General features: G+C 45.9%; 27 protein-coding genes and 1 tRNA gene. 10 read left to right on the forward strand and 18 right to left on the reverse strand.

Going from position 1 to position 25,815, the window contains the following annotated elements:
- The 6 genes from purD (at position 1) to BUB86_RS01045 (ending at position 9,102) form a co-directional block, all read left to right on the forward strand.
- Positions 1 to 1,287 (forward strand): phosphoribosylamine--glycine ligase, encoded by a 1,287-nt coding sequence (gene purD / locus BUB86_RS01020; protein ID WP_073203937.1) that lies wholly within the window; start codon positions 1 to 3, stop codon positions 1,285 to 1,287.
- Between the two features lie 6 nt (positions 1,288 to 1,293).
- Positions 1,294 to 2,229, forward strand: coding sequence for a hypothetical protein (locus BUB86_RS01025; protein WP_073203940.1), 936 nt, complete (start codon positions 1,294 to 1,296; stop codon positions 2,227 to 2,229).
- Positions 2,217 to 2,669, forward strand: a complete 453-nt coding sequence (locus BUB86_RS01030) for a YqaA family protein (RefSeq protein WP_073203943.1) — start codon at positions 2,217 to 2,219, stop codon at positions 2,667 to 2,669. The genes BUB86_RS01025 and BUB86_RS01030 overlap by 13 nt, the downstream gene beginning before the upstream one ends.
- 64 nt (positions 2,670 to 2,733) lie before the next feature.
- Entirely contained in the window at positions 2,734 to 6,099 is a 3,366-nt protein-coding gene (locus BUB86_RS01035; protein ID WP_073203946.1) for a DUF2723 domain-containing protein, read from the forward strand.
- A gap of 24 nt (positions 6,100 to 6,123) precedes the next feature.
- The gene (locus BUB86_RS01040; protein WP_073203949.1) at positions 6,124 to 6,735 is read left to right on the forward strand and encodes a polysaccharide deacetylase family protein; all 612 of its coding nucleotides are present in this window, start codon (positions 6,124 to 6,126) and stop codon (positions 6,733 to 6,735) included.
- 18 nt (positions 6,736 to 6,753) lie between these two features.
- Positions 6,754 to 9,102, forward strand: coding sequence for a glycoside hydrolase family 3 C-terminal domain-containing protein (locus BUB86_RS01045; RefSeq protein WP_073203952.1), 2,349 nt, complete (start codon positions 6,754 to 6,756; stop codon positions 9,100 to 9,102).
- 55 nt (positions 9,103 to 9,157) lie between these two features.
- Here BUB86_RS01045 and BUB86_RS01050 read toward each other — a convergent pair whose 3' ends face one another.
- From BUB86_RS01050 to BUB86_RS01090, 9 genes are all read right to left on the reverse strand, one after another.
- Positions 9,158 to 9,640 carry an Lrp/AsnC ligand binding domain-containing protein gene (locus BUB86_RS01050; protein ID WP_073203955.1) on the reverse strand — a complete coding sequence of 161 codons (483 nt, stop codon included), beginning with the start codon at positions 9,638 to 9,640 and terminating at the stop codon, positions 9,158 to 9,160.
- A gap of 8 nt (positions 9,641 to 9,648) precedes the next feature.
- Positions 9,649 to 10,116, reverse strand: coding sequence for an ExbD/TolR family protein (locus tag BUB86_RS01055; protein ID WP_073203958.1), 468 nt, complete (start codon positions 10,114 to 10,116; stop codon positions 9,649 to 9,651).
- Between the two features lie 5 nt (positions 10,117 to 10,121).
- The gene (locus BUB86_RS01060) at positions 10,122 to 10,643 is read right to left on the reverse strand and encodes an ExbD/TolR family protein (protein ID WP_073203961.1); all 522 of its coding nucleotides are present in this window, start codon (positions 10,641 to 10,643) and stop codon (positions 10,122 to 10,124) included.
- A complete protein-coding gene (locus BUB86_RS01065; RefSeq protein ID WP_073203965.1) occupies positions 10,604 to 10,963 on the reverse strand; it encodes a hypothetical protein in 360 nt (119 codons plus the stop codon). The genes BUB86_RS01060 and BUB86_RS01065 overlap by 40 nt, the downstream gene beginning before the upstream one ends.
- A gap of 13 nt (positions 10,964 to 10,976) precedes the next feature.
- Positions 10,977 to 11,798 (reverse strand): MotA/TolQ/ExbB proton channel family protein, encoded by an 822-nt coding sequence (locus tag BUB86_RS01070; RefSeq protein ID WP_073203968.1) that lies wholly within the window; start codon positions 11,796 to 11,798, stop codon positions 10,977 to 10,979.
- A gap of 17 nt (positions 11,799 to 11,815) precedes the next feature.
- A tRNA-Ser gene (locus tag BUB86_RS01075) sits at positions 11,816 to 11,903 on the reverse strand.
- A 49-nt stretch (positions 11,904 to 11,952) separates the two neighbouring features.
- Complete coding sequence (locus BUB86_RS01080) at positions 11,953 to 12,738, reverse strand: TatD family hydrolase (RefSeq protein WP_073203971.1); 786 nt, start codon at positions 12,736 to 12,738, stop codon at positions 11,953 to 11,955.
- Positions 12,738 to 13,712 (reverse strand): polyprenyl synthetase family protein, encoded by a 975-nt coding sequence (locus tag BUB86_RS01085; RefSeq protein ID WP_073203974.1) that lies wholly within the window; start codon positions 13,710 to 13,712, stop codon positions 12,738 to 12,740. The genes BUB86_RS01080 and BUB86_RS01085 overlap by 1 nt, the downstream gene beginning before the upstream one ends.
- Before the next feature lie 6 nt (positions 13,713 to 13,718).
- Positions 13,719 to 14,414 (reverse strand): energy transducer TonB, encoded by a 696-nt coding sequence (locus BUB86_RS01090; protein WP_073203977.1) that lies wholly within the window; start codon positions 14,412 to 14,414, stop codon positions 13,719 to 13,721.
- Positions 14,415 to 14,517: 103 nt separating this feature from the next.
- Between BUB86_RS01090 and porQ the strand changes: the two genes are divergently transcribed.
- From porQ to BUB86_RS01105, 3 genes are all read left to right on the forward strand, one after another.
- Positions 14,518 to 15,462: a type IX secretion system protein PorQ gene (gene porQ, locus BUB86_RS01095; RefSeq protein ID WP_410543922.1), complete on the forward strand. Its 945-nt coding sequence runs from the start codon at positions 14,518 to 14,520 to the stop codon at positions 15,460 to 15,462.
- On the forward strand, positions 15,459 to 16,151 hold the full coding sequence (gene cmk, locus BUB86_RS01100; protein ID WP_073203984.1) for a (d)CMP kinase: 693 nt from the start codon (positions 15,459 to 15,461) through the stop codon (positions 16,149 to 16,151). Before porQ ends, cmk begins: the two co-directional genes overlap by 4 nt.
- Before the next feature lie 93 nt (positions 16,152 to 16,244).
- Positions 16,245 to 17,651, forward strand: coding sequence for an OmpP1/FadL family transporter (locus tag BUB86_RS01105; protein WP_073203986.1), 1,407 nt, complete (start codon positions 16,245 to 16,247; stop codon positions 17,649 to 17,651).
- Between the two features lie 8 nt (positions 17,652 to 17,659).
- Here the strand turns inward: BUB86_RS01105 and folK are convergent, their stop codons facing one another.
- From folK to BUB86_RS01135, 6 genes are read right to left on the reverse strand one after another with little or no spacing between them, the layout of a single operon-like run.
- A complete protein-coding gene (gene folK / locus BUB86_RS01110; protein WP_073203990.1) occupies positions 17,660 to 18,067 on the reverse strand; it encodes a 2-amino-4-hydroxy-6-hydroxymethyldihydropteridine diphosphokinase in 408 nt (135 codons plus the stop codon).
- Positions 18,067 to 19,131: a tRNA preQ1(34) S-adenosylmethionine ribosyltransferase-isomerase QueA gene (queA, locus tag BUB86_RS01115; RefSeq protein ID WP_073203993.1), complete on the reverse strand. Its 1,065-nt coding sequence runs from the start codon at positions 19,129 to 19,131 to the stop codon at positions 18,067 to 18,069. Before queA ends, folK begins: the two co-directional genes overlap by 1 nt.
- A gap of 9 nt (positions 19,132 to 19,140) precedes the next feature.
- Complete coding sequence (gene truB / locus BUB86_RS01120; protein ID WP_073203996.1) at positions 19,141 to 19,857, reverse strand: tRNA pseudouridine(55) synthase TruB; 717 nt, start codon at positions 19,855 to 19,857, stop codon at positions 19,141 to 19,143.
- Positions 19,857 to 20,714 (reverse strand): undecaprenyl-diphosphate phosphatase, encoded by an 858-nt coding sequence (locus tag BUB86_RS01125; RefSeq protein WP_073204000.1) that lies wholly within the window; start codon positions 20,712 to 20,714, stop codon positions 19,857 to 19,859. Before BUB86_RS01125 ends, truB begins: the two co-directional genes overlap by 1 nt.
- 3 nt (positions 20,715 to 20,717) lie before the next feature.
- A complete protein-coding gene (locus BUB86_RS01130; RefSeq protein ID WP_073204003.1) occupies positions 20,718 to 20,948 on the reverse strand; it encodes a DUF3098 domain-containing protein in 231 nt (76 codons plus the stop codon).
- A gap of 1 nt (position 20,949) precedes the next feature.
- Positions 20,950 to 21,828 carry a cell division protein FtsX gene (locus BUB86_RS01135; protein WP_073204006.1) on the reverse strand — a complete coding sequence of 293 codons (879 nt, stop codon included), beginning with the start codon at positions 21,826 to 21,828 and terminating at the stop codon, positions 20,950 to 20,952.
- 101 nt (positions 21,829 to 21,929) lie between these two features.
- On the opposite strand from BUB86_RS01135, the gene BUB86_RS01140 reads away from it, so the two are divergent.
- Positions 21,930 to 22,706, forward strand: coding sequence for a radical SAM protein (locus BUB86_RS01140; protein ID WP_073204009.1), 777 nt, complete (start codon positions 21,930 to 21,932; stop codon positions 22,704 to 22,706).
- On the opposite strand, the gene BUB86_RS01145 is transcribed toward BUB86_RS01140, so the two are convergent.
- The 3 genes from BUB86_RS01145 to lpxA all read right to left on the reverse strand — a co-directional run bounded on the left by BUB86_RS01145 (position 22,703) and on the right by lpxA (position 25,804).
- Entirely contained in the window at positions 22,703 to 23,968 is a 1,266-nt protein-coding gene (locus BUB86_RS01145; RefSeq protein ID WP_073204013.1) for an NCS2 family permease, read from the reverse strand. The genes BUB86_RS01140 and BUB86_RS01145 overlap by 4 nt on opposite strands.
- Positions 23,965 to 24,936, reverse strand: a complete 972-nt coding sequence (locus BUB86_RS01150; protein ID WP_073204017.1) for a sensor histidine kinase — start codon at positions 24,934 to 24,936, stop codon at positions 23,965 to 23,967. Before BUB86_RS01150 ends, BUB86_RS01145 begins: the two co-directional genes overlap by 4 nt.
- A gap of 88 nt (positions 24,937 to 25,024) precedes the next feature.
- The gene (gene lpxA / locus BUB86_RS01155; RefSeq protein ID WP_073204020.1) at positions 25,025 to 25,804 is read right to left on the reverse strand and encodes an acyl-ACP--UDP-N-acetylglucosamine O-acyltransferase; all 780 of its coding nucleotides are present in this window, start codon (positions 25,802 to 25,804) and stop codon (positions 25,025 to 25,027) included.
- Between the last annotated feature and the right edge of the window lie 11 nt (positions 25,805 to 25,815).

Here is a 25,815-nt window from a genome sequence, read left to right on the forward strand (position 1 = left end):
ATGAAAATCTTACTATTAGGAAGTGGCGGACGTGAGCACGCCTTAGCTTGGAAAATTGCTCAGAGTGATAAATGCGAGAAACTCTACATCGCACCAGGTAACGCAGGTACAGGCAATTGTGGCGAGAACGTAGCCATGAAGGCCGACGACTTTGAGGCTATCAAGAACTTTGTGGCCGAGAAAGGCGTAAACATGGTAGTAGTTGGTCCTGAAGATCCATTGGTAAAAGGTATCTACGACGAGCTGAAGGTTGACGAGCGCACCAAGAACGTGCCCGTTATCGGCCCATCAAAGGCAGGAGCCGTGCTCGAAGGCTCGAAGGATTTCGCCAAGGAGTTTATGATGCGCCACAACATACCTACAGCCCGCTATCAGACTTTTGACGGCGAGCATCTGGAGGAAGGGCTGAAGTTCCTTGAAACGCTCCAGGCTCCATACGTGCTGAAGGCCGACGGCCTCTGCGCTGGTAAGGGTGTGCTGATTCTACCTACACTCGACGAGGCTAAGAAAGAGCTGAAGGAGATGCTGAGCGGCATGTTTGGAAATGCATCAAGTCGCGTGGTTATCGAGGAGTTTATGGCAGGTATCGAGTGCTCTGTATTCGTACTGACCGATGGTAAGAACTACAAGATTCTGCCTGAGGCTAAGGACTACAAGCGTATTGGAGAGCACGATACAGGTTTGAACACAGGCGGTATGGGAAGCGTAACACCAGTGCCATTTGCCACCAAGGAGTGGATGCAGAAGGTGGATGACCGCATTATCCGTCCTACCGTAGAAGGATTGGCTGCTGATGGCATCGACTACAAAGGCTTTATCTTCTTCGGACTCATCAACCGCACCAACACACCTACTGGCGAGCCAGAGCCATACGTGATAGAGTACAACTGCCGTATGGGCGACCCAGAGACAGAGAGCGTGATGCTACGACTGAAGAGCGACATAGTAGACCTGTTTGAGGGTGTGGCCAATGGCGATCTGGACAAGCGCGCCATTGAGTTCGATGAGCGTGCAGCTGTATGCGTGATGCTGGTATCAGGCGGTTATCCTCAGGAGTACAAGAAGGGTTACCCCATCAAAGGCATCGAAAACGTTGAGGGCTCAATCGTATTCCACAGCGGAACTGCACTGAAGGATGGCGAAGTGGTTACAGCAGGAGGTCGCGTTATCGCCGTTTCATCGTACGGCAAGGACAAAGCCGAAGCACTGCAGAAATCATTCGAAGAGGCTCAGAAGATACAGTTTACCGACAAGTATTTCCGTCGCGACATTGGAGCCGACCTGTAAAGCAGTATGAGCAAGAAACATACACAGAACATAATAGCCGAGAGCCGTCATACATTGCCGATAACCATGATATATGGTATCGGCATATGGCTATTGGCTGGTTTAGTAAACAACGGATGGTGGATGCAGTTTGTGTGTTTCGCAGCATCGGTATATGCTATGATACACCTGAACAACGCCAACCTGATGATACGTATCTATAGCCGTTCTGTGTCAGCTGCCTACATCCTGCTAACGTGTGCTGCTGTATGGTTATTTCCATCAATCCATGGGGCGGTGATACAATTAGGTACCATACTCGTACTGGCGCTGCTGTTTTCATGCTATCAGAACAAAGAAACACAAGGGCGGACTTTCTATATGTTCGCTATCATGAGTATCATCAGCATGCTAGAGCCGCATTATCTGCTATATATACCCATCATTTGGCTATTGATGGCAATAACCATGTACTCCATGTGTTTCCGCAACTTCATAGCGTCGATAATAGGCCTTATTACGCCCTACTGGCTGTACGCAGGTTGGCAACTGCTAAATAACCCTGAAGACCCCAGCAAGGCGCTGGACATCTTTTCGAGATTCTCTGAGATGCCATGGAGCACCTACTATCAGGCGATTACTGAGCCACAGATACTCTATTTTGTATTGCTGGTTGTGCTATTCATGATTGGAGCCGTACACTTCTGGATAACCAGCTATATGGACAAGATACGTGTACGCCAGATTTACACCAGTCTGATACTGCTCACCTTATATACCATATTATTATTAGCCTTACAGCCACACATGTTTGATGTGCTGATATATATGATGACAATAGCAATTAGCCCAATCATAGCTCACTTTGTATCGCTGACGCATACCAGAATGTCGAACATATTATTTATGGTGATGATGGTAGTCATCGTGTTACTAACAGGCATGAACCTATGGATTTCATAGTCAATCTACTATCGCAATACGGCTATTGGGGTATGTTGCTCGCAGCCTTCCTAGCAGGTAGCTTCTTCCCTTTCTCGAGCGAGGCAGTAATGGTGGCGCTGATGGCTACAGGACTGGACCCGTGGATGCTGATGATATACGGCACTGTGGGCAATGTGATGGGTAGCGTGTTTAACTACTGCGTGGGCCGAATGGGTAAGCTGGAGTGGATTGAGAAATATCTGCATGTAAAGAAACAAGATCTGGACAAAGCCCATAAGTTTCTGGCCGGACGTGGTGCTTGGATGGGGTTCTTCGCCTTTCTGCCCGTTCTGGGTAGCGCCATCACCATCGCCCTGGGACTGATGCGATCGAACGTCGTCATCACATTCATCGCCATTACACTGGGCAAGTTATTCCGTTATATTATCTTAATTTACGGAGCTGGTCTGTTTATATAAAAGATTTTTGTGTAACTTTGCACCACTTATTTGGATTTTTAACGTTAAAGAATAAATATTTGTAATGAAACAATTCAGGTTAGTAGACAACACCTTGGGCTGGTTAGCATTCTTTATTGCAGCCTTTGTCTATTGTTCTACCATCGAGCCGACAGCCAGTTTCTGGGACTGTCCGGAATTTATCACCACTGGTTATAAATTGGAGATTGGTCACCCACCAGGGGCACCATTCTTTATGCTTACAGCCAATTTATTTTCACAATTTACAAACGACCCAACACAGGTAGCACGCATGGTAAACACCATGAGCGCCCTGCTATCAGCTACATGTATTCTGTTCCTGTTCTGGACTATCACTCACCTGACCAGACGACTGCTTATCAGCAACTGGGATGAGTTGACTCTGCCAAAGATGGTAGCCATCGAGGCTTCAGGACTGGTTGGAGCACTGATATACACCTTTAGTGACACATTCTGGTTCTCGGCTGTTGAGGGAGAGGTATATGCCTACTCTTCAGCATTTACAGCTGTAGTATTCTGGCTGATACTGAAATGGGAAGATCAGGCCGACGAGCCTCACAGCGACCGTTGGCTGATACTGATTATGTATATGACAGGACTATCGATCGGTGTTCACCTGCTGAACCTGCTTTGTGTGCCTGCCATCGTACTGGTTTACTATTATCGTCGATTCCCTGATGCCAATCTAAAGGGGTCGCTCATCGCACTGGGCGTGTCGATAGTTATTCTGGCTGCCGTTCTTTATGGTGTAGTACCAGGTATCATCACCGTTGGCGGATGGTTCGAGTTGTTCTTTGTGAACACACTCGGCATGCCATTCAACACCGGAGAGATTATCTATATCTTCCTGCTGGTGGCTTGTGTTATCTGGGCTGTTTACGAGACTCAGACACAGAAGCACTCGCTGACCATACAGAATGTAGCTTTCCTGGCATCGGTTGGTATGCTGGGTATCCCATTCTACGGTTGGGGATGGAGTGCATTCTTCATTGGTGTAGTTGTATTGGCAGTACTTTGGTTCCTGCTTAAGTATACAGTTAACAAGCAGCCACTGATTACAGCTCGCATGAAGAACACCATGCTGCTCTGCATGCTGATGCTGATGATTGGCTACTCTAGCTATGCTTTGATAGTTATCCGTTCGTCGGCTAACCCACCAATGGACCAGAACTCTCCTGAGGATATCTTTACACTGGGCGACTATCTGGGACGCGAACAGTACGGTCAGCGCCCATTGTTCTATGGACCTGCCTACACTTCGCAGGTAGCACTCGAGCAGGAGGGCAACTACTGCAAGCCTGTTATGTCGAAGGGTAAGCCCGTATATCAGCGCAAAGAGAAAGCAAGCGCCGACGAGAAAGACTCGTACTTTGTAGTACGCACCAAAGATGAATATAAGTATGCACAGAACATGCTCTTCCCACGTATGTACGATGCTGGTCACACAGCTGCCTACGAATCGTGGATGGGTGGTGTTGACGGTAGTCAGGTGCCTTATGACCGCTGCGGCGAGCAGATGATGGTGAAGGTGCCCAGTCAGCTGGAGAATATCCGTTTCTTCCTGAGCTATCAGTGCAACTTTATGTATTGGCGTTACTTTATGTGGAACTTTGCCGGACGCCAGAATGATATTCAGGGCAACGGCGAGCTGGAGCATGGTAACTGGATTACAGGATTCTCGTTTATCGACAATCCTCGTCTGGGCGATCAGGATATGCTGCCTGAGGATTTGAAGCAGAACAAGGGACACAACGTGTTCTACTGCATGCCTTTGATTCTGGGATTGCTGGGACTCTTCTGGCAAGCTTGGTACACCCGTAAAAAGAAGGCTGTTGTAAACGGTCAGGAGAAGACTATCGACGATCCTATCGGCATACGCCAGTTCTGGGTTGTTTTCTTCCTGTTCTTCATGACAGGATTGGCTATCGTAGTTTATCTGAACCAGACGCCGATGCAGCCACGTGAGCGCGACTATGCTTATGCAGGTTCGTTCTACGCCTTCGCTATCTGGTGTGGTATGGGTGTTGCAGCTATTATCGACTGGCTGAACCGCAAGATAAAGAAGGAATCACTAGTTCTTGCAGGACTAGTAGGACTTGTATGCCTAGTTGTACCTATCCAGATGGCTAGCCAGACCTGGGATGATCACGACCGTTCGGGCCGTTATTGCTGCCGCGACTTCGGCCAAAACTATCTGATGACGCTGCAGGAAGAAGGTAATCCTATTATCTTCACCAATGGTGATAACGATACCTTCCCACTCTGGTACAATCAGGATACCGAGGGATTCCGTACCGATGCGCGCGTATGTAACCTTTCATATCTGCAGACCGACTGGTATATCGACCAGATGCGTCGTCCGGCCTACGACTCCCCATCAGTGCCTATCACTTGGAGCCGACTGGAGTATTGCGCTGGCACCAACGAATATGTACAGGTTGACCCTTCGTTAAAGAGTCAGGTTGAGGAGCTGTATCGCCAGAATCCAGAGGAGGCTAAGAAGCAGTTCGGCGAAAAGCCATTCGAGCTTAAGAACATCCTGAAGAACTGGGTTCGCTCAACAAATAAGGATCTGCACGTGATTCCTACAGACACTGTATTTGTAACCATCGATAAGGAAGCAGTAAAGAAGAGCGGCATGATGATGGCCAGCGATTCGATACCCGACCAGATGGTTATCTCGCTAAAGGGAAAGAACGCTCTATATAAGGGCGACCTGATGATGCTTGAAATGATTGCTCAGTGTAACTGGACTCGTCCTATCTACGTAGCAACGACTGTTGGCTCTGAAAACTACATGAACTTGGGCGACAACTTCGTACAAGAGGGACTGGCCAACCGCATCACCCCATTCACCACCAACGCTCCTGGTGCCAAGAACTTCGACACAGAGAAAACGTATAACAACGTGATGAACAAATTTAAGTTCGGTGGTGTAGATAAACCTGGCGTATATCTCGATGAAACCGTAATGCGTATGTGCTACACTCACCGTCGCCTGCTGTCTCTGCTTGCAATGAATCTGGTTCAGGAAGGCAAGAACAAGAAGGCAATGGCAGTTCTTGACAAGTGCGAGAAGATGTTGCCAAGCTACAACATTCCTCACGACTACCAAAGCGGATCAATGGATCTGGCTCGTGCATACGCATTGACCGGTCAGACCAAGAAGGCTCAGGAACTGATAGACCAGCTGTGGAACAAATCGACTGAATATATGAAATGGTATTGCTCACTCGACGGACAGCGTTTCGAGAGTTCACAGCAGGACTGCATGCTTCACATCTATATCCTGAATCAGGTTCTCGACCTGCAATCAGCAGTTGACGAGAAGAAAGCCGAAGAAAAGGATAAGCAGTTCCAGACCATCAATAAGATTTACACTGCTAAGGGAGGAACTTATGGTAATTAAGAGTTAAGAGTTAAGAAGTTAAAAGTGTTTATAGAACAACCGGCAATATACCTACGCTGGCTCTATCCTAGAGCATACTGGCGAATGGACCGTCACGAAAGGTCAGTCTACCTGACTTTCGATGACGGCCCCATCCCAGAGGCTACACCGTTTATCCTCGACACACTGAAGGAGTTTGGTGTGCGTGCAACTTTCTTTATGGTAGGCGACAATGTGCGCAAATATCCTGAGCTATACAACCGTATACTAGCAGAGGGACATCAAGTGGGTAATCATACCCATAACCACATTGGTGGATTGCGCCATTCAATAAAAGAATACAGCTACAACGTAGAAAAGGCCAATGCCTATATTCACAGCCATTATGTACGTCCGCCACATGGATGGATGCGTATGGCACAATATGCCTGGCTCAGCAGAAAGTACAAAATCGTGATGTGGGACCTAGTTACACGTGACTACTCTAAATGGATGACTGCCGAAGATGTGGTCAATAATATAAAGAAGTACGCGCGCAATGGTTCAATCATCACATTCCACGACTCACTGAAGAGCATAGACAAGCTGAAAACAGCACTACCTGAGAGTCTGCAATGGCTAAAAGACCAAGGTTACAGCTTCAGAATATTTCCATAACATAAATATTAAACAACAATGAAACAATTACTAACAACCTGCTTATTATCAGCAACATTCGTTATGACAACAAATGCTCAGCCACAACTTCGTGCAGATAATATCGACGAAGTTATCAAGGCAATGACCCTTGAAGAGAAAGCCAAACTGCTGGTTGGCGGTGCTAACAATTTCTTTAGCGCAAATGCTGTAGTTGGCGGTGAGGCCGACCTTGTGGCTGGAGCCGCAGGTACTTCACCAGCAATCCCACGATTGGGCATACCCGCTACTGTACTAACCGACGGCCCTGCAGGAGTACGTATTAACCCAACACGTAAGGGTACTACCAAAACCTATTATGCTACAGCATTCCCTATCGGTTCGTGCTTGGCATCAACCTGGAACACCGAGCTGGTAAGCAAGGTGGGCGAGGCTATCGGAAACGAGACCAAGGAGTATCGCTGCGACGTCATCTTAGGTCCTGGTATGAACCTGCATCGTAACCCACTCTGTGGTCGAAACTTCGAATACTATTCTGAGGATCCACTGCTAACGGGTAAGATTGCTGCTGCTTATATTCAGGGTGTACAGAGTCAGGGTGCAGGCGTAAGCGCCAAGCACTTTGCCATCAACTCGCAGGAAACTGATCGTACCGCAGTTGACGAGCGCGTTTCACAGCGTGCCGCACGAGAGCTATATCTACGCGGCTTCGAGATTGCTGTCCGCGAGAGTAATCCGTGGACCATTATGGCATCATATAATCAGGTAAATGGTGAGTATTCTATGGGTAACCACGACCTGCTAACCAAGATTCTGCGTGAGGATTGGGGATTTAAAGGCATCGTGATGACAGACTGGATTGGTATCCGTCAAGGACTTACCACAGCCAGTGAGGTTCACGCAGGTAACGACCTGATGGAGCCTGGACAGCCAGCACAGATACAGGAGATCATCGACGCCGTAAAGAATGGTAAACTCGACATAGCCGATGTTGACCGCAACGTTCGCCGTATGCTTGAGTATATCGTAAAGACACCAAGCTTCCATAAGTATCCTGCATCAAACAATCCTGACTTCAAGGCTCACGCAGCCATCACACGTCAAAGTGCTGCCGAGGGTATCGTGATGCTGAAAAACAATGGTGCTCTGCCTTGGAAGAATGGTGCTGTCAAGACAGTAGCTCTATTCGGCGAGAACTCATACGACTTCTTGAGTGGTGGTACTGGTTCTGGTTGTGTTCATCCACCATACGTGGTTGATATGCTCGAAGGTCTGAAGAATGCTGGCATCAGCTCATCGGCTACTCTTACTGATATCTATCGCAAGTATATCGAGTTTGCCCGCGTAAAATTCCAAGCCGAGCGTCATCCTGCCAAATGGTTCCAGACAGAGATGATGGGCCAGCAGAAGTATCCAGAGATATCTATCGCCCCTATCGCTATCAATAAGGAGATTCAGGCTGCCGACGCCGCTATCATCACCATCGGACGTCAGGCAGGAGAGGGTATCGACCGCGATATCGACACAGAGTTCAACCTGATTCCCGAGGAGCGTAATCTGATTGTAGATGTATGCAATGCATTCCATTCTGCAGGCAAGCCTGTCATCGTTATTATCAACTCGGGTAGCGTTATCGAGACTGCCTCTTGGAGCGGATACCCAGATGCTATCCTTTGTGCTTGGCAGCCAGGTATGGAGGGTGGTAATTCAATCGCCGACCTGCTGACCGGCAAAGTCAACCCATCTGGAAAGCTCACTATGACATGGCCTATCGCTGCTACCGATCATGCTTCAACAAAGAACTTCCCTGGAAGTCTCGACGATTATACATTCAAGATGATGGTTGGTAACAAAGCACAGATTCCTGGCCATGCATACACCAATCATGAGGAGGACATCTATGTAGGCTATCGCTACTTTGACACCTTCCAGAAGAACGTTGCTTACCCATTCGGTTTTGGATTGAGCTACACCACATTTACATTCTCAAAGCCAGTTGTCAAGGCTAAGGGTAAAGATGCTGTTGAAGTTAGCATTACCGTCAAGAATACCGGCAAAGTAAGTGGTAAGGAGGTTGCTCAGGTTTATGTTCAGGCTCCAGAAGGCAAACTTGAGAAGCCTACTCAGGAGTTAAAGGCATTTGCGAAGACTCGTGAGTTACAGCCAGGCGAGAGTCAGGTGCTCACAATGACAATCCCCGTGCGCGATCTGGCCAGCTTTGACGAGGCAAATAGCCAGTGGCTAACTGAAGCCGGTACTTACACCTTCCGTATTGGCAACAGTAGCCGCGACATTGCAGCTACTGCAACAATAAAAATTGCAGAATATACAGAAAAGACGACTAACGCCCTTGCTCCTAAGCAGAAACTGAATCTGCTTAAGAAATAAGTGATAAAGAATAAAAAGAAATGAGGATGTGTTTATTGCACATCCTCATTTCTTTTTATTCAGCGACCTCTTCGTTAGTCAGAATGTCGGCAATCGGCAGCTGGCGGTCAATCGCTGTATGGAATGAAATCAGCGTTTGACTACTAGAAAGCCCAAGAGGCTGTAGTTTATCGTGAATAATCGTCAACAGATGATGATTATTACGCGCATACAACTTTATAAACATATCGAAGTTACCTGTTGTGTAGTGACACTCCACAACCTCTGGTATCTGCTTCAGTTTCTCAAGCACCTCATCAAAACTTGCAGGATCCTTAAGATTCAATCCAATATATGCACAGGTCTCGTAACCGATCTTCTCGGGTTCAATCAAGAACTGAGATCCTTTAAGCACACCCAAACTATTCAACTTCTGAATACGCTGGTGGATGGCTGCACCACTCACATTACATGCACGAGCCACTTCAAGAAAAGGTATGCGGGCATCGGCGGCTATCAGACTCAATATCTGTCTGTCAAGTTCGTCAATTTTTACCATAATAGCAGTTATTTTTTGATTTCAGTTGCATTATAATTTATCTTCAGGGCATAGGCCTGTTGCAGATTTCGCTTCACTTCACTAACAAGTCCCATTGGTGCTTGGCGATCAACACGTAGCGACACAGTCAATCGTGCTTGATTCTCAGCGCTCAGTCCACCACGAATATGCTCTATAAGGGCGGGAATGTCATCTGGGTTCACTATATTACCATTAAGCTGCACAGCCCAACGGCCACCTTTACTCCTTCCCTTCTTCTCTCCTTCTCTACCAATATAAATATTCACCACAGATTGCTTATTGGCAAGCTTCTGCACCTCAACACCTTCAGGAACCTGTAAACGTACCTTCACCTCATCGCTACGCATGTGGGTAACAATCATAAAGAAGAACAGCACTGTAAAAATCAGGTCTGGCATCGAAGCCACATTAAGCGAAGGAACACTTCTGCGACTCTGATGAAACATACTCTTCATCGGTCTCATTGTGCACCTCCTTCCTGTATAGGCGATTCGCTGATACGCTGCGGGTAATACTCGTTGATGGCAGTTTTCTCATCATTTGTGCATGCGTTATAGCCATGGCCAAAATGCTTTTTAGCATACTCATCACGAAGTTCTTGATAGGCAATTACCACAGCATCTTGCATTTTAAAATAAGCCTCGTAGGTTGTAGCTGCATCGGCTTGTATCGATATCACATGACCTGTACGATTTACAAATGCCAGCGAACGCACAGCGGCTGTAAGCTCTTTGTAAGTAATAGTCTTACCATCGCAAGTAAGTTGGTTGTTACCATCTAATTTTACCTGCATCACATTGTCTCGGTTAATATCCTTGGGCTGTTCGTGTTCCAATGGCGGTGGAGCCATCTGGCGCAACAATCCCTTCTCCGTGTCCATCGATGATGTCACGAGAAAGAAAATCAACAGCATAAACGATATGTCGGCTGTCGATGTTGTGTTCAGCTCCGGAATCTGCTGACGATAGCGCTTACGAAACATCCGATAATCAATATAATAGAGGTATAGATAAACATATCAGCAACACGCAACCAAAACGTGTCGGTAAGTAGTTGCCCGTTGGTCATAATAGGTGTTGTAGATGCCATAGCAAATGTCAGCACCAAACATATTACGAAACCGATTGCTACAATCCAACCTATCTTACCTGCTGGTACACCATTCACTACATCGTCGCCCTTTCTGCGGAATCGCAATCCGTGCCATACCGAGAAAGCAGTGGTCAAAATAGCAGCAGCAATCGCCAGATACATCAGTCCCAGCATTACATCAGCTATAGCAGGCGAAATGAAGTTATTCATAACTATTCAGTCTTCACTTTTCACTTTGAGCTTTATACTCAGTTATCATATCTAGCAGCATAATAGCAGCCTCCTCCATCTGAGCAGTAAGACGCTCAATCTTAGAAAGAATATAGCTATAGAACAGCTGAAGTATCAGCGCTACTACAATTCCGAAAATAGTGGTAATCAATGCAACTTTCATACCCTGAGCTACTATGGTTGGACCAATGTCGCCTACTATTTGAATCTGGTCGAACGCCATAACCATACCAATCACAGTACCAAGGAATCCAAGCGATGGAGCCATTGCAATAAAAAGCTTAATCCATGAACATCCTTTTTCCAGATTCGCAGTCTGTAGTCCACCAAAGTTTGTAATACTACGCTCAATAGCATCCATAGGCTGCTTGATATGCAGCAGCCCCTGATAACATACAGATGCCACAGGTCCACGGGTATTTCTACATAAGTTTTTAGCGCCCTCAACATCGTTTGCCTTCAGCTTCTGCTCGATATCAACCATCAGTTGGTGGGTTTTAATCTCCGAAAGTGTCAGATAAATGATTCTCTCTATGCAGAAGGCAAGTCCCAATACAAGTGCCAAGGCAACCAACGACATAAATGCCACATTACCATCAACAAACTTGGTCTTCAATTGCTTGTGCAATCCTCCCTCTGCCTCATCTCCAGCAAGCTCATCGATATCATCAGCCATCACAGCCATCGAGTCTATATCAGCTGTAATAGCCGTAGTGTCTGTTATTGCTACAGAGTCAACTTTGTTCTGAGCAATACTGGTTTGCGATACACTCAGCAAACCTATCAATGCGAATAGAAAAAACAGTCGTTTCATATTGTTGTAACTTCCAGCGGAGAGAGGGGGATTCGAACCCCCGAATCGCTTTTGACGATTACACGCTTTCCAGGCGTGCCTCTTCAGCCACTCGAGCACCTCTCCTATTATTAAGTGGATGCAAAGTTAGTATATTTGCAGCACAATCCACGGGTTAAACACTTATATTTAATACTTTTTTGCAGTTATCATTTGTCTTCTGTGCCACTATCTCCTCGCTCACACCATAGGCCTCAGCTAGTCGCTTCAACACGTAGGCCACAAAAGCAGGTTCGTTTCTCTCTCCACGCTTTGGAACGGGCGCCATATAAGGTGCATCGGTCTCAAGAACTATACGCTCCAAAGGCACGATAGCAGGTAAGACTTCTGGCAAATGCGACTTTTTGAAAGTAGACACGCCACCTATTCCCAATACAAATTTATCGAATTGCAATAGTTCGGCTGCTTCGTGCTCATTACCGGTGAAGCAGTGGAACACGCCACCAGGCAAGTCTTTCTGGTACTTTTTAATGATTGTCACCATCTCATTCTGAGCCTTACGGCAATGAATCATCAGTGGCAACTGAAACTCTACTGCCCAACGAACCTGCTCCTCGAAAGCTTCTAACTGCTCTTTCTCAAACTCGCGACTCCAGTAATAGTCAAGACCAACTTCGCCAATAGCTTTAATTGACAATTGACAATTGATAATTGACAATTTAATCTGCTCCAAGACCTCCTTCCAATCGGCCTTTACATCCTCGGGATGGAGTCCGAGCATCGGGTAACAGTAACCGGGATATCGGCTGCATAATGTCTTTATGGATTCAATCGATTCCAGATTGATACCCGGCACTCCAATAGCAGCAACCCCAGCCTCACGGGCTCGGGCTACTACGGCATCAAGATCATCACGAAACTCTTCGCCATCCAAATGACAATGTGTATCAATAAACTGCATTAGCTCTGACGTTTCATCATCTCTGCAGCATATGACTTTAACTCTGTCTTACGCTCTTCTGGAACATTAATCTTAGCCAGATAAACCAAGCTTTCCTGATAATACTCTTCAATTTTACGTTCGCAGAGTTCACGGATGCCTATCTCGTTATATAGCTCTGTAACTGCCTTTACCTTTTCGTTGCGATCAAAATCCTTTGCCTTAATCCAATTCATAAGTTGCTCACGCTGAACTGGATTTGCAAGATTCACCGCATTAATAAGCATATAGGTCTTCTTATTAGATGTAATGTCACCACCTATATTTTTGCCAAATACAGCAGGATTTCCATAAACATCAAGAAGATCATCCTGCAACTGAAATGCAAGTCCAAGTTTCTCGCCAAACTTATACATATTCTCGATATCATCCTGAGGAGCATCGGCCATAATAGCACCTACTTTACATGCACAAGCCAAGAGTACACTTGTCTTCAGTCTGATCATCTCAATGTATTCCTCTTCGCGAACATCGTTTCGATTTTCGAATTCAACATCTAACTGTTGACCTTCGCCAATTTCCAAAGTAGTCTGTATAAACACTTTGAATACAGCAGGTAACTTTGCAGGATCACAGTCCTCCACCCTCTCAAAAGCCTGAAGCAACATCGTGTCACCCGAAAGGATGGCGCGATTGGCATCCCACTTCTTGTGCACCGTTTCATGCCCTCTACGCATATCAGCGTGGTCCATCAAATCATCATGCAACAGCGTGAAGTTGTGGTAAGTTTCAAGTCCAAGGGCCTGGGGCATGATACTCAGCGGATCATTCTTATAGAGGTTATACGACAACATCGCTAGTACTGGGCGAACACGCTTACCTCCTATCGACAGTACATACTTGATAGGGTCGTACAACGAGGCTGGCTGTCGGTCGTAAACCACATTATCAAGCGCCTCATTCACTTTCTTAAGTAGCTCTTCTGATGTATACATATCTTATTATAAATTAAATACAACTGGTATGCAGACCATTGTTCTGCAAGGTTTGGCATTCATCATGCCAGCTTTCCATTGGGGCATCATCTTCAACACTCTGAGTACTTCCTGATCGCAGGCTGGCTCCAAAGGCTGTACCACCTGCAGGTCGCTCAGCGTTCCGTCTTTGTTAACTACAAACTGCGCCACAACCTTACCTTTTATCTTGCGCTGTTGCGCAGATGCCGGATACTTCAGGTTCTTTGTCAACCATTTCATAAACTCAGCTGCTCCACCTGGAAACTGCGGCAGATCTTCTACTACACGGAAGTCTATTGGCTCATCATACATATCCACTACCTGTGGTTTTTCTTCCTCCGCCTTCAGTGTTGGCTCCTCTTCTTCTGTCTCTTCCTGCAGAATTGGTTCTGGTGGCAACTCAACATCGTTATCAACCAGATGCAGCTGTTGCGACTCTTGTTTCTCAACCTTTTGCTCCTGAGGCATCATCATCGGCACCTCATCCTTATCTCGTTTCAAGGGTGATAGCTCGACTTCGGCTTCCATACTTTCGTCATCGTCAAAGAATGACCATCCGCTATCGCCACTATTCCATTCCAACAGCACGAATAGCAAGGCCAACACCACAATAAGTCCCAAGAGGAACCCTTGTGTGCGCTTTTGTTCCAAATCAGCCTCTTTGCTTTTCTTGACTTCCATCTGTTTTATATAAAACCGAGTGCAAAGATAGTTATTTTTCCGGTAAAATAGGTATATATTAAGTTTTTTTGCTATCTTTGCGACCAAATTAGGATAAATGAACATCAGAAAGATTATCATAGCCCTAACACTCGCCTGTACATTAACAACAGTTAGTGCTCAGGAAAGTGAGACTGCCTACAACTTCCTTAGGCTTCCTGTTAGTGCGCATGTAGCAGCCGTTGGTGGCGAGAACATATCACTAGCTGAGGACGATGCAACGATGATATTCCATAATCCTGCACTTATCAGTGGTGTTAGCGACAATAGTATCAATCTAAACTATATGACCTATATGGAGGGTGCTAAGAATGTCAGCGCATCGTTTGTAAAACTGGCAGGGGAACGTGCTTCATGGGGCGTTTCTGCTCAACTGATGGATTATGGAAGGATTAACCAAACTACTGAATTTAACGAGAATATAGGAAAATTCTCTGCTCGCGACATTGCTATAGGTGGAACATTTGCATACGAGCTTACCGACAGAATCTGCGGTGGCATTACCGCCAAGTTCATCACATCTACCATTGCCAACTATAACTCGCTAGCCATAGGGGTTGACTTGGGTATAAACTATCTGGATATCAATCATGGCTGGAGTCTCTCGGCTGTGGCTCGAAATCTTGGCGGACAGATTAAGGCATATGAGGATGAGTTTGAACGCATACCCTTTGATCTTCAAGTGGGCGTAAGCAAACGCCTCATGAATTCTCCGTTGCGATTCCATGCCACACTTAGTCGACTAACAGATTGGGACGAAACCTTCGGACGCCATCTGGCCATCGGAGCCGACGTACTTCTTGGCGATAATATTTATTTAGCCGTTGGTTACAACTTCCGCAAAGCTCAGCAAATGTCGATTACCGACAACGACGGCTCATCAGCCCATGGAGCAGGATTAACACTTGGTGCTGGTCTCTCGCTTCAGCGTTTTAAACTTCATTTGGGCTGGGGAAAGTACCACGTTAGTACATCATCACTACTGATTAATATATCATACACATTATGAAGAAGATAACTATTGCAATTGATGGCCATAGCTCGTGCGGAAAAAGTACGATGGCCAAAGATCTAGCCCGTGAGGTGGGTTATGTATATGTAGACACAGGCGCCATGTATCGCAGCGTAACACTCTATGCCCTGCGCAACAATCTTTTTAATGAGGATGGCAGTGTTAAAACAGCCGAACTCGAGAAGGAGATGCCTAACATCAAAATTTCGTTCAAGTTCAATGCCGAGGCAGGTCGCCCTGACACATATCTTAACGGAGAGTGTGTTGAGAAAGAAATCCGTTCACTCGAAGTCAGTAATCACGTTAGCCCTATAGCTGCAGTGCCATTTGTACGCTCAGCGATGGTAGCCCAGCAGCAACAAATGGGTAAGGACAAGGGCGTGGTTATGGATGGTCGCGATATTGGAACTACCGTATTTCCTGATGCTGAACTGAAGATTTTCGTAACTGCCTCTGCTCAGGTTCGTGCTCAGCGTCGATTTGATGAGTTGAAGGCCAAAGGTATGCCAGCAGATTTCGACGATATCTTAAAGAATGTAGAAGAGCGCGACTATATCGACTCTCATCGCGAAGTTAGTCCATTGCGTAAAGCGGATGATGCCATCGAACTCGACAACAGCAATATGACCATTCTTGAACAGAAAAAATGGCTTTTAGATCACTTTATGAAGTGTTCTGAGCAATAAATTGTTCTTTTTTGGTATTTTTCTCGTCATTTTCTCACAAGTTTAATTATTTTTGGTTACCTTTGCAGCCGAAATAAAAGAACATAGAAGAAAATGACGAGAAAATTACTTATCACAGCTATTGTGGCTATCGCCACATCAGCCACAGCCCACGCAGGTGGACTTATGACCAACACAAACTACCATATAGCTTTCGACCGTATGTTCGCCCGTGGCGCATCAACTGAGATTGACGCCGCCTATAGCAATCCTGCTGGTTTGGCTTGGGGACACGAAGGTTGGCAGCTCTCCCTTAACTTTCAGAAACCTTGGCAGTACCGCGACATCGAGCTGACCACATCTGTAGGTAGTCACACTTATGAAGGCAAAGCCTCAGCACCTATCGTTCCAGCTTTATTTGCTTCGTATAAGAAAGATCGCTGGGCCCTCTCAACCATGATTGGCATTGTGGGCAGCGGTGGCTTTGTTGAGTACAAAGAGGGTGTACCCATGTTCAACGCACTGCTGGGTGGCACAATAACCTCGCTGACACAGAGTCTGTCGGACGCTACCAGTGGATTCGCTCCTGTAGTAACACCCGACCAGTACGACGCTGAGATGAAGGGAAAGCAGTATATCTATGGTGGACAGTTGAATTTCACCTATAAGATTATTGATTGCCTCTCGGCAGCTGTTGGAATCCGTGCCAACTACTACGATGGCTACTATCGTGGCCACGTAAAAGCAGCGCAGTCAACACTGGGCGAACTGGCAAATCTTTCGCTGGATGTAGACCAGAAGGGATGGGGTTTTACTCCTATTGTTAGCTTAGCATTCCATAAAGGTCCACTCACGCTGAGTGCTCGCTATGAGTTCCGCACAAAGATTGAGACCAAGAACGAGACAAACAGTCTGAACGCCAACTTAAACACCGCCACACTTGTTGAGGAGCCACTGGCGCAATTGGTTGCTGCAGGCGCTCTGCCAGCAGAGACAGCCATTGCAATGGCACAGAGCATCCGCACCAAGGTTGAGAGTTCGTTGGGTGGCTACATCCAGCCTTATCAGGACGGCGTAAAGACACGCTACGATATGCCTGCCATGCTTAGCATAGCTGCTGGATATGAGTTTAACAAGAATCTGCGCGCAGCTTTGGAGTATCACTTCTTCGACGACAAGAATGCCCAGATGGCAAACGACCGTCAGAAGGAGTTAACCCATGGTACTCACGAAATCCTGGCTGGTATCGAGTGGGACATCAACGACAAATTCACAGTAAGCTGTGGTGGTCAGCGCACTGACTACGGTCTCTCTGATGGTTATCAGCAGAACACCTCGTTTGCCTGCGACAGCTACAGTGTAGGTTGCGGTGGTGCCTGGAACATCAGCGATAAGATGCGCCTGAACGTGAGCTACTTCTGCACACTGTACAGCGATTACGACAAACAAACCAGCTATGGTTTAGAAACATACAGCCGCACCAATCATGTGATTGGCGTGGGTATAGATTACAAATTCTAAATATCAATTCAATCTCTTATTTCCCGAAGCGGGATCATCACAAAGTCACGCTTCAGCATCAGGGGGTGGGGAATCTGCAAGTCGGGTTCATCCACCCTCAGATCATCATATAGCAATATGTCTATATCTATACATCGATCAGCATAGCCGCCATCATTGCTTTTCTTCTGGCGTCCCATCTCTCGCTCTATCTTTTGTGTGGAGCGAAGCACCTGACGGGGAGACAGTTCGGTTTCACATAGTATCACAGCGTTTACAAAAACGTTATCCGACTTAAACCCCCAAGGCTCTGTTTCTATAAACGATGACACACGAAGAACCTTGCCTACCCTTTCGCCGATCAGGCGAATTGCGCAAGCAAGGTTCTCTTTTCGATCACCGAGATTACTACCTAATCCCAGATATATCTTATGCATTAATCGTCAAGCATCAAAAGTGCATCACCGTAGCATCCAAACTTATAGTCCTCCTTAAGAGCACGCTGATAACCCTCATAAAGCAGGTCGTAGCCCACAAATGAAGCCTCAGTCATCATCATTGGCGACTCTGGGTGGTAGAAGTTTCCGATAAGTGCGTTGCTAAGGCCAAACTCGTATGGTGGGAAAATAAACTTATTAGTCCATCCCTCGAATTCCTTCAGCAATCCGTCGGTACCTACGGCGCTTTCGGTGGCGCGAGCAGTACTAACACCCACACAACATACGCGATGTCCATTCTCTTTGGTCTTGTTTACAATATCACACGCATCCTTTGGAATAAACATCTGCTCACTCGACATCTTATGTTTAGTAAGATCCTCAACCTCGATTGCATCGAAATTACCCAATCCGCAATGTAAGGTAATAAAGGCAAAATTAATACCCTTAATCTCCATACGCTTCATCAGTTCACGACTGAAGTGCAGACCAGTAGCAGGAGCAGTTACAGCACCCTCATTCTTTGCATAGATAGTCTGGAATCTTTCCATATCCTCCTCGGTAGCATCACGCTTATCAATGATATAACGTGGCAGTGGAGCAGCGCCCAATGCATAGAGTTCACGTTTGAACTCATCGTGTGGACAATCATAGAGGAATCGCAGTGTACGTCCGCGGCTAGTGGTATTGTCGATAACCTCTGCAACCATTGGGCCGTCGTCTTCAAAAAACAGTTTGTTTCCAATACGAATCTTACGTGCAGGCTCAACCAATACATCCCAAAGGCGCTGGTCTGCATTAAGCTCACGCAGCAAGAACACCTCAATCTTTGCATCTGTTTTTTCCTTAGTGCCATACAAACGAGCAGGAAAAACCTTGGTATCATTAAAGATAAAGGTATCTTCCTCGTCAAAATAGTCAAGGACATTGCGGAAATCAAGTCCCGACTCTATCTTCTGACTCTTACGATGTAACACCATCAGTTTGCACTCGTCACGATGATAAGGTGGCTCAAGTGCAATCTGCTCATCAGGTAATTTAAACTTAAACTGTGATAACTTCATATCTTAATTTTACGATTTTACTATTTCATGATCCGACAATTGTTCTTCCAACCATTCTGGAAAGCTGTCAAACGTCAGACAGTCTTCTATTCTCACATCGCCCACTCGGGTACGGCATAGTGCCGTTAAGTGTGCACCACTACCAAGTGCTTCTCCGATATCACGAGCCAACGAGCGGATATACGTACCCTTTCCACATGCCACACGTATCTGCAACAGCATTTTCTCTGGGTCAAAATTCATCAGTTCTATCTCGTCTATACGGATGGGCTTAGGTTCTAACTGATGATCACTTCCCTTTCGGGCCAACTCGTAAGCACGGTCGCCACCAACCTTACATGCCGAGAACAACGGTGGACGCTGCATGATATCGCCAACAAACTTAGGCAGTGTTTGCTCTATAAGTTCACGGGTGATATGTTCTGTTGGATATGTCTGGTCAACCTCATGCTCCAAATCATAGCTTGGTGTTGTAGCTCCCAGCTGCAATGTGGCAGTATATTCCTTCGAATGTTTCTGCAACGTTTCTATCTGCTTCGTGGCCTTACCAGTACAGAGTACCAATACACCAGTTGCCAGCGGATCAAGTGTTCCTGCATGCCCCATCTTTACACGCTTCACATGTAGACGCTTTGACAACACATATCTGATATGTGCCAGCGCCCCGAAACTCGACATGCGATAGGGCTTGTTGATATATATGTATGCGCCTTCTTGGAAATTCATTAATCAACCATTGCAAGTGAATGACCGGTAAGCAGCAATATAATAATGATTGAGCCTACTACAATACGATAAATACCAAAGGCCTTGAATCCGTATTTTGTAAGATAGTCAACAAACCAACGCATAGCCAGCAGTGCCACCACAAATGCTATCACGCAACCCAACAGCAACATGGTTATGTTATGAGTTGTGGCCCATGCAGTGTCCTCCTTCAACAAGTCGAGCAAATCGAGCAGTGTTGCACCGGCCATAGTAGGCACAGCCAAGAAGAAAGAGAACTTGGCAGCACGACGACGTGTTAGTCCCTGGGTCATACCGCCCACGATGGTTGCCATCGAACGAGATACACCGGGAATAACCGATATACACTGATACAATCCGATCTTAAACGCACGGCGCTCGTCAACTTTATTCTCCTCACTGCCTTTGTTAAACAGTTTGTCGCAGAACAGCATGAATACACCTCCCAAAACCAGCATCACAGCCACCACCTCTACACTGTCAAGCAGCCAGTCAAGCAGACCAGACTTCTTGGCAGCCAGACCAATAACCACAGCAGGCAGCACACCTACTATCAACAACCAGTAGAAGTAGAATCTGTGCTTCAGTTGCTTCAGCAACGAACTACCTTCTGGTGCTGGTGTTTTGTCAAACTGGAAGAATCGTTTCCAATACAAGCATACCACCGACAAGATGGCACCAAACTGAATGATAAATGTAAATGCATGTACAAACGGATCACCCTGAGGCACTCCCAGCAGATTCTGTGCAATAATCATGTGTCCAGTCGATGATACTGGCAGGAATTCTGTTAAGCCCTCAATGATGGCAATAATAACTGTTTCTATCCAATCCATTTCTTATTCTATATCTTTTGGTTTTCTAACTACTGCATATATCATCGACACAAAGCCAACCAAACATACGATTGGAGCTACCTTAATTCGGCGCGCACTGAAGATGTCTGGTTCGAATACGGTATCCGATGAATTTGGACCTACCATCAGCAGGAAGCCAATTACTACGATGGCCATACTGATTGCCAACAAAATAAAGTTGGTCTTGTCGAATGCAAAATTCTTTTTCTCCATTTTATATTTTATATAGTTCTCCAGCCGACATGCGGAGAAATTTATTAACTGAGATATATGAGCAAGCCGCCGTAATGATGATACCAAACAGCAGAACAGCCACGGCAGTGATTGTTAACTCACGCCATGTAATAACGGTAATGATGTTGGGCTCATAATAATACAGTCCGTAAAACAGTCCACCCAACACAGCGATAGCTAGCAAGGCAGCAATCACTCCCACAAACAGAGCTTGATTCATAAACGGCTTGCGTATAAAGCTCCAAGATGCGCCCACCAATTTCATGGTATGAATCAAGAATCGACGAGAGTACACACTAAGCCTTACCGTGTTGTTTATCAACGAGAACGAGACAAACGTCAGCAACACTGCCAGTCCAAGTAATAGCAGATTCAGTTTAGTGAGATTACGATTCACACTATCCATTAGATCCACCTGATAAGCCACATCAGTAATTTTTGGGTTCTTCTGCAATTCTTTAGCTATCCACTTTAGTGAGTCGCGATTAGCATAATCCGACTTTAGTTGCAGTTCGAGTGTAGCAGGGAATGGGTTTACACCGAGAAATTCCGATGGATCAGATCCCATAGCCTCAGTCTGCTCCTTCAGCGCTTGTTCCTTGCTGATGTAATCAATATTTCTAGAGTAAGGACGATGATAAAGGTCACGGCACAACAATTTTGCACCATTCACGCTCACATCATCGCTAAGCATAACAGTCACAGTAAGGTTTTCCTTCACCCACTGCGACAGATTACGACTGGTTTGCACCGAGAACACCACCAGCCCAAGAAGAACCAGCACCATCGCAGTACTTATGCAAAGCGTAACCAACTGCACACCACGACGGTTGCCAGCATATTTTTTTCGTCTTTTCATTAATTTACGTACGTAAAAATTTGAATTCGGCTGCAAAGATACATATTTTTTTAGACATATGTACATAAGAACATATATTTTTTTGTAATTTTGCAGCCGTTATGAGTACAATTATTTATCCATCGCCTATATTTGGGCCCGTACACAGTCGCCGTTTGGGCATTTCACTCGGCATAAACCTCTTACCTGCCGATGGTAAGGTATGTAGTTTTAACTGCATCTATTGCGAATGTGGTCTCAACGAGACACACCGCCCTACTCTACCCATGCCAACTCGCCAGGAGGTAGCCGTTAAACTTGAAGAAAAACTGAAACAAATGACTGCTGATGGACAATTACCTGATGTGCTTACCTTTGCTGGCAATGGTGAACCGACATGTAATCCACACTTTCCCGAAATCATCGACGATGTCATCCGCTTGCGTAATCAGTATTGTCCGCAAGCCAAAGTATCTGTGCTCAGCAACTCTACCATGATCCACCGCCCAGAAGTTCACGATGCATTAATGCGGGTGGATAACAATATTCTTAAACTCGATACCATAGACCCCTTATATATTAAAAAGGTAGACCAACCTCATGGAGCCTATGATGTCCTGCAGATTATTGAACGACTAAAGGCGTTTAATGGCCATGTTATCATTCAAACCATGTTTATGCAAGGCCAATGCAACGGTCATTCTGTCGACAATACCAGCGATGAATATGTATCTCCTTGGCTTGAGGCTGTAAAACAGATTGCACCCCAGCAGGTGATGATTTACACCATCGACCGCGAAACACCTGTGAAAGGTCTGGAAAAGGCCACCCACGAACAACTCGACGCCATCCGCGACCGCGTCATTGCCGCTGGCATCCCCTGCACAGCGTCATATTAAATCAAATCCTTCTTCTTGTTAATCCAAGAACTGATAAAAGACAGGATGATGTAGGTAAAGAGACCAAGGATGATACCATCGGTAATACTACCCGTAATTGGCATCAACAGGATGGTAAGGAAGGCAGGGAAACTCTCTTTGATATCATCAAGATTGATGTGGCGCACGATGCCGAACAGGTAGAGTCCGGCGATAACCATGATTGGTGCAGTAGCAGCATTTGGTATGGCAAGGAACAACGGCGCCAGAAACAGACTTATCACGAAGCATATAGCCACCACAAAGGCAGAAAGACCTGTACGACCACCCTCAGCGAAACCTGTAGCACTCTCTACATAGGTAGTAACAGTACTACAACCCAAGCAAGCACCAGTAACCGTTGCGATGGCGTCGCTAAGCATAATGCGACGCAAATGAGGAATTCGGCCGTCTTTTCGGATAATGCCCGAACATGCCATTACGCCCACAACAGTACCAAGACTATCGAACACATCGAAGAACAGCATGGTCAACACGCACACCCAAAAGTCGGGCCAGAAAATAAAATCAAACGAGAACCGGCAAAACAATGGTGCTGGTGATGGCGGCAAACAGAATATGTTATCAGGAATCTGCGTAACGCCAAACGGAATGCCGATAAATGTGATGATAATAATGCTTGGCAGCAGACTGCCACGAAAACGCATAATAAAGAATGTACCCGTAAGAATCAATCCCAACAGGAAAAGCAGCGACGATGGTGTGGCGAGCGTATCAAGATGATTAAAAATTGTACCATTAGCCAGAATACCACTATTCTTAAAACCTATCATTGCCACAAAGAAACCGATACCTGCTGCAATAGCGTACTTCAGTGATGTAGGCACCATCTCGAAAATGATACGGCGCAGGCTACTGATACAGATCAGTATAAACAGGATTCCCTCTATAAGCACTGCCGTGAGTGCAAACTGCCATGGGTAACCTAACGATATGCAAACGGTTTCGATGAAAAACACATTAAGAGTAAGTCCTGGGGCAAGTCCGAAAGGTCGCTTAGCCACAAACGCCATCAATAGTGTACCAACGATGGCCGAAAGGGCAGTAGCGGTAAACATGGATTCAACAGGAAATCCCTTTGGCCCTAGCGGTGCAAACATAGCTGGCAGCAGAGCCAAGATGTAAACCATGGTAAAGAAGGTGGTTATGCCAGAGATTATTTCTGTTCTTAAATCGTCGCGTTGTGACGAGAATCCTACTAGCGACAGGAGTTTGTCTTTCATGCTTTATTGTCAATTGGAATGATTAGATCAAATTTTGAGCCACCAACGTAGCTGGCATCGAGTGTTAGTGTTCCACCAAGGCGCTCAGCTATCATACGTGCTATTGAAAGGCCGAGACCTGCTCCTTGCATAAAACTATCAAGTTTCGAGAATCTTTCAAAGATGTAATCACGCTTATCGCATGGTATACCAGGACCTGTATCTGCAACAGCAAAGTGCAGTTTATCGTCCACCTTATCCATACTGATGGTTATGCTACCGCGAGTAGTAAACTTGGCAGCATTATCAAGCAGTTTGGTAAGTATCAGGTTTATCATGTGCGGACGAGTGGTTATCATCTCTGTTTCAGGCATCATACAGCTACACTTCAGTTCTACACCCTTAGCAACTATCGGTTCTACAGTATCCCTGGCCTGAGTGATGATAGAGGCGGCGATACATTGTTCGGGGTCAGGCAGGTCGGCACCACTCTCAGTATCTGATATCAGAATCAGATCGTCGAGAATATTTGTAAGCAGGCGGGTATTCTCCTGAATACGCTGACTAAAGTCTAGACGTTCAGCTTCCGGTATCTCAACACCAGTCATAGTGAGTACCTGAGTAAAGCCGTTGATGGCATTCAGTGGCGTACGTATCTCGTGCGTCATACTACGAAGGAACGCCGTCTTAGCCTGCAGGGCTGCCTCAGCACGGTCGCGCTCTATGGCTAGCTGCTTGTTCTGAGCCACCACCACATTACGTTCACGCTGCAACTGAAGGTTTTTTACTTCCAGACGATGCTGCCAACGGTTGTTAACCACTAGGAACACCAACAGTGCTCCGATGCACACCACCATAGCAATACCGCCATTAGTAAATTGTGAGCGTCTCTGCAACATTTCCATCTGCTCAGCAGCTACAGGATCAGAAGCTGCATAGACTACTGATAATGAAATAATTGCATTTAGCAGAAGTAACGTTCTCTTCATTGATTAGTAATTGATTTTTTAAGTTTCGGGTGCAAAATTAACAAAAAATTCCCGAAAGAACAAACTTTCGGGAATCTTTTTTGGCTTATTACTTACACATAATACCTCGTTTGGTATTTTCCAGGAAGTGTATGATGTTCTGGATTTCAGGACTATCAGGAACCTGCTCCTTAATCTGATTAACAACATCGAACACACTGGTCTTTCCGTGGAACAACAAACGGTAAGCATTAGCAATATGCTTCTGAACCTTCGGATCAATCTCTGCATAATTCATGATAGTGGTATTTGGGCCACCATACTCCATAGGAGTACCACCGGCAATGACGTATGGAGGAACATCGTGCGAGAAGGTGCAACCAGCCTGAATCAGCGAGAGATCACCAGCACGGGTACCAGCATTCTGGATAGCACCAGATGAGAAGATAACGCCGTTACCTATCTCACAGTCGCCTGCCACCTTAGTGCCATAACCAAACACACAGTTAGTACCAACTACGGTATCATGACTGATGTGAGTACCCTCCAGCAGGAAGTTATGATTACCAATCTTGGTAACACCATCCTTCTGAGTACCACGGTTAATCACCACGTTTTCGCGAATCACATTATTATCACCAATCTCGACAAACGACTTAGCGCCGCGGAAGTTAAAATCCTGTGGCAAGGCAGCGATGACACTACCCTGATGGATCTTATTGTTGTTTCCGATACGAGAGCCATCGCAGATGCTGACGAATGGGAAGATGATACAGTTATCACCTATCACCACATCGTCTTCGATATATACGAAGGGGAATATCTTACAATTGTCGCCAATCTTAGCCTTGGGGCTTATCTCGGCTTTTGGACTAATTTCACTTGCCATAATTATTCACT

Origin of the sequence: Xylanibacter ruminicola (assembly GCF_900142525.1) — a bacterium.
Lineage (GTDB): Bacteria > Bacteroidota > Bacteroidia > Bacteroidales > Bacteroidaceae > Prevotella > Prevotella ruminicola_A.

What these genes read in the sequence shown, in the direction of transcription:
- purD (WP_073203937.1), top strand. Translation starts at nt 1, where the DNA reads ATGAAAATCTTACTATTAGGAAGTGGCGGACGTGAGCACGCCTTAGCT.
- folK (WP_073203990.1), bottom strand. Translation starts at nt 18,067, where the DNA reads ATGCATAAGATATATCTGGGATTAGGTAGTAATCTCGGTGATCGAAAA.
- BUB86_RS01065 (WP_073203965.1), bottom strand. Translation starts at nt 10,963, where the DNA reads ATGAATAACTTCATTTCGCCTGCTATAGCTGATGTAATGCTGGGACTG.
- cmk (WP_073203984.1), top strand. Translation starts at nt 15,459, where the DNA reads ATGAAGAAGATAACTATTGCAATTGATGGCCATAGCTCGTGCGGAAAA.
- BUB86_RS01090 (WP_073203977.1), bottom strand. Translation starts at nt 14,414, where the DNA reads ATGGAAGTCAAGAAAAGCAAAGAGGCTGATTTGGAACAAAAGCGCACA.
- BUB86_RS01035 (WP_073203946.1), top strand. Translation starts at nt 2,734, where the DNA reads ATGAAACAATTCAGGTTAGTAGACAACACCTTGGGCTGGTTAGCATTC.
- BUB86_RS01105 (WP_073203986.1), top strand. Translation starts at nt 16,245, where the DNA reads ATGACGAGAAAATTACTTATCACAGCTATTGTGGCTATCGCCACATCA.
- BUB86_RS01125 (WP_073204000.1), bottom strand. Translation starts at nt 20,714, where the DNA reads ATGGATTGGATAGAAACAGTTATTATTGCCATCATTGAGGGCTTAACA.
- BUB86_RS01145 (WP_073204013.1), bottom strand. Translation starts at nt 23,968, where the DNA reads ATGAAAGACAAACTCCTGTCGCTAGTAGGATTCTCGTCACAACGCGAC.
- BUB86_RS01045 (WP_073203952.1), top strand. Translation starts at nt 6,754, where the DNA reads ATGAAACAATTACTAACAACCTGCTTATTATCAGCAACATTCGTTATG.
- BUB86_RS01055 (WP_073203958.1), bottom strand. Translation starts at nt 10,116, where the DNA reads ATGAAGAGTATGTTTCATCAGAGTCGCAGAAGTGTTCCTTCGCTTAAT.
- truB (WP_073203996.1), bottom strand. Translation starts at nt 19,857, where the DNA reads ATGAATTTCCAAGAAGGCGCATACATATATATCAACAAGCCCTATCGC.
- BUB86_RS01060 (WP_073203961.1), bottom strand. Translation starts at nt 10,643, where the DNA reads ATGTTTCGTAAGCGCTATCGTCAGCAGATTCCGGAGCTGAACACAACA.
- lpxA (WP_073204020.1), bottom strand. Translation starts at nt 25,804, where the DNA reads ATGGCAAGTGAAATTAGTCCAAAAGCCGAGATAAGCCCCAAGGCTAAG.
- BUB86_RS01150 (WP_073204017.1), bottom strand. Translation starts at nt 24,936, where the DNA reads ATGAAGAGAACGTTACTTCTGCTAAATGCAATTATTTCATTATCAGTA.
- queA (WP_073203993.1), bottom strand. Translation starts at nt 19,131, where the DNA reads ATGAAGTTATCACAGTTTAAGTTTAAATTACCTGATGAGCAGATTGCA.
- BUB86_RS01130 (WP_073204003.1), bottom strand. Translation starts at nt 20,948, where the DNA reads ATGGAGAAAAAGAATTTTGCATTCGACAAGACCAACTTTATTTTGTTG.
- BUB86_RS01140 (WP_073204009.1), top strand. Translation starts at nt 21,930, where the DNA reads ATGAGTACAATTATTTATCCATCGCCTATATTTGGGCCCGTACACAGT.
- BUB86_RS01085 (WP_073203974.1), bottom strand. Translation starts at nt 13,712, where the DNA reads ATGTATACATCAGAAGAGCTACTTAAGAAAGTGAATGAGGCGCTTGAT.
- BUB86_RS01050 (WP_073203955.1), bottom strand. Translation starts at nt 9,640, where the DNA reads ATGGTAAAAATTGACGAACTTGACAGACAGATATTGAGTCTGATAGCC.
- BUB86_RS01135 (WP_073204006.1), bottom strand. Translation starts at nt 21,828, where the DNA reads ATGAAAAGACGAAAAAAATATGCTGGCAACCGTCGTGGTGTGCAGTTG.
- BUB86_RS01070 (WP_073203968.1), bottom strand. Translation starts at nt 11,798, where the DNA reads ATGAAACGACTGTTTTTTCTATTCGCATTGATAGGTTTGCTGAGTGTA.
- BUB86_RS01080 (WP_073203971.1), bottom strand. Translation starts at nt 12,738, where the DNA reads ATGCAGTTTATTGATACACATTGTCATTTGGATGGCGAAGAGTTTCGT.
- BUB86_RS01025 (WP_073203940.1), top strand. Translation starts at nt 1,294, where the DNA reads ATGAGCAAGAAACATACACAGAACATAATAGCCGAGAGCCGTCATACA.
- BUB86_RS01030 (WP_073203943.1), top strand. Translation starts at nt 2,217, where the DNA reads ATGGATTTCATAGTCAATCTACTATCGCAATACGGCTATTGGGGTATG.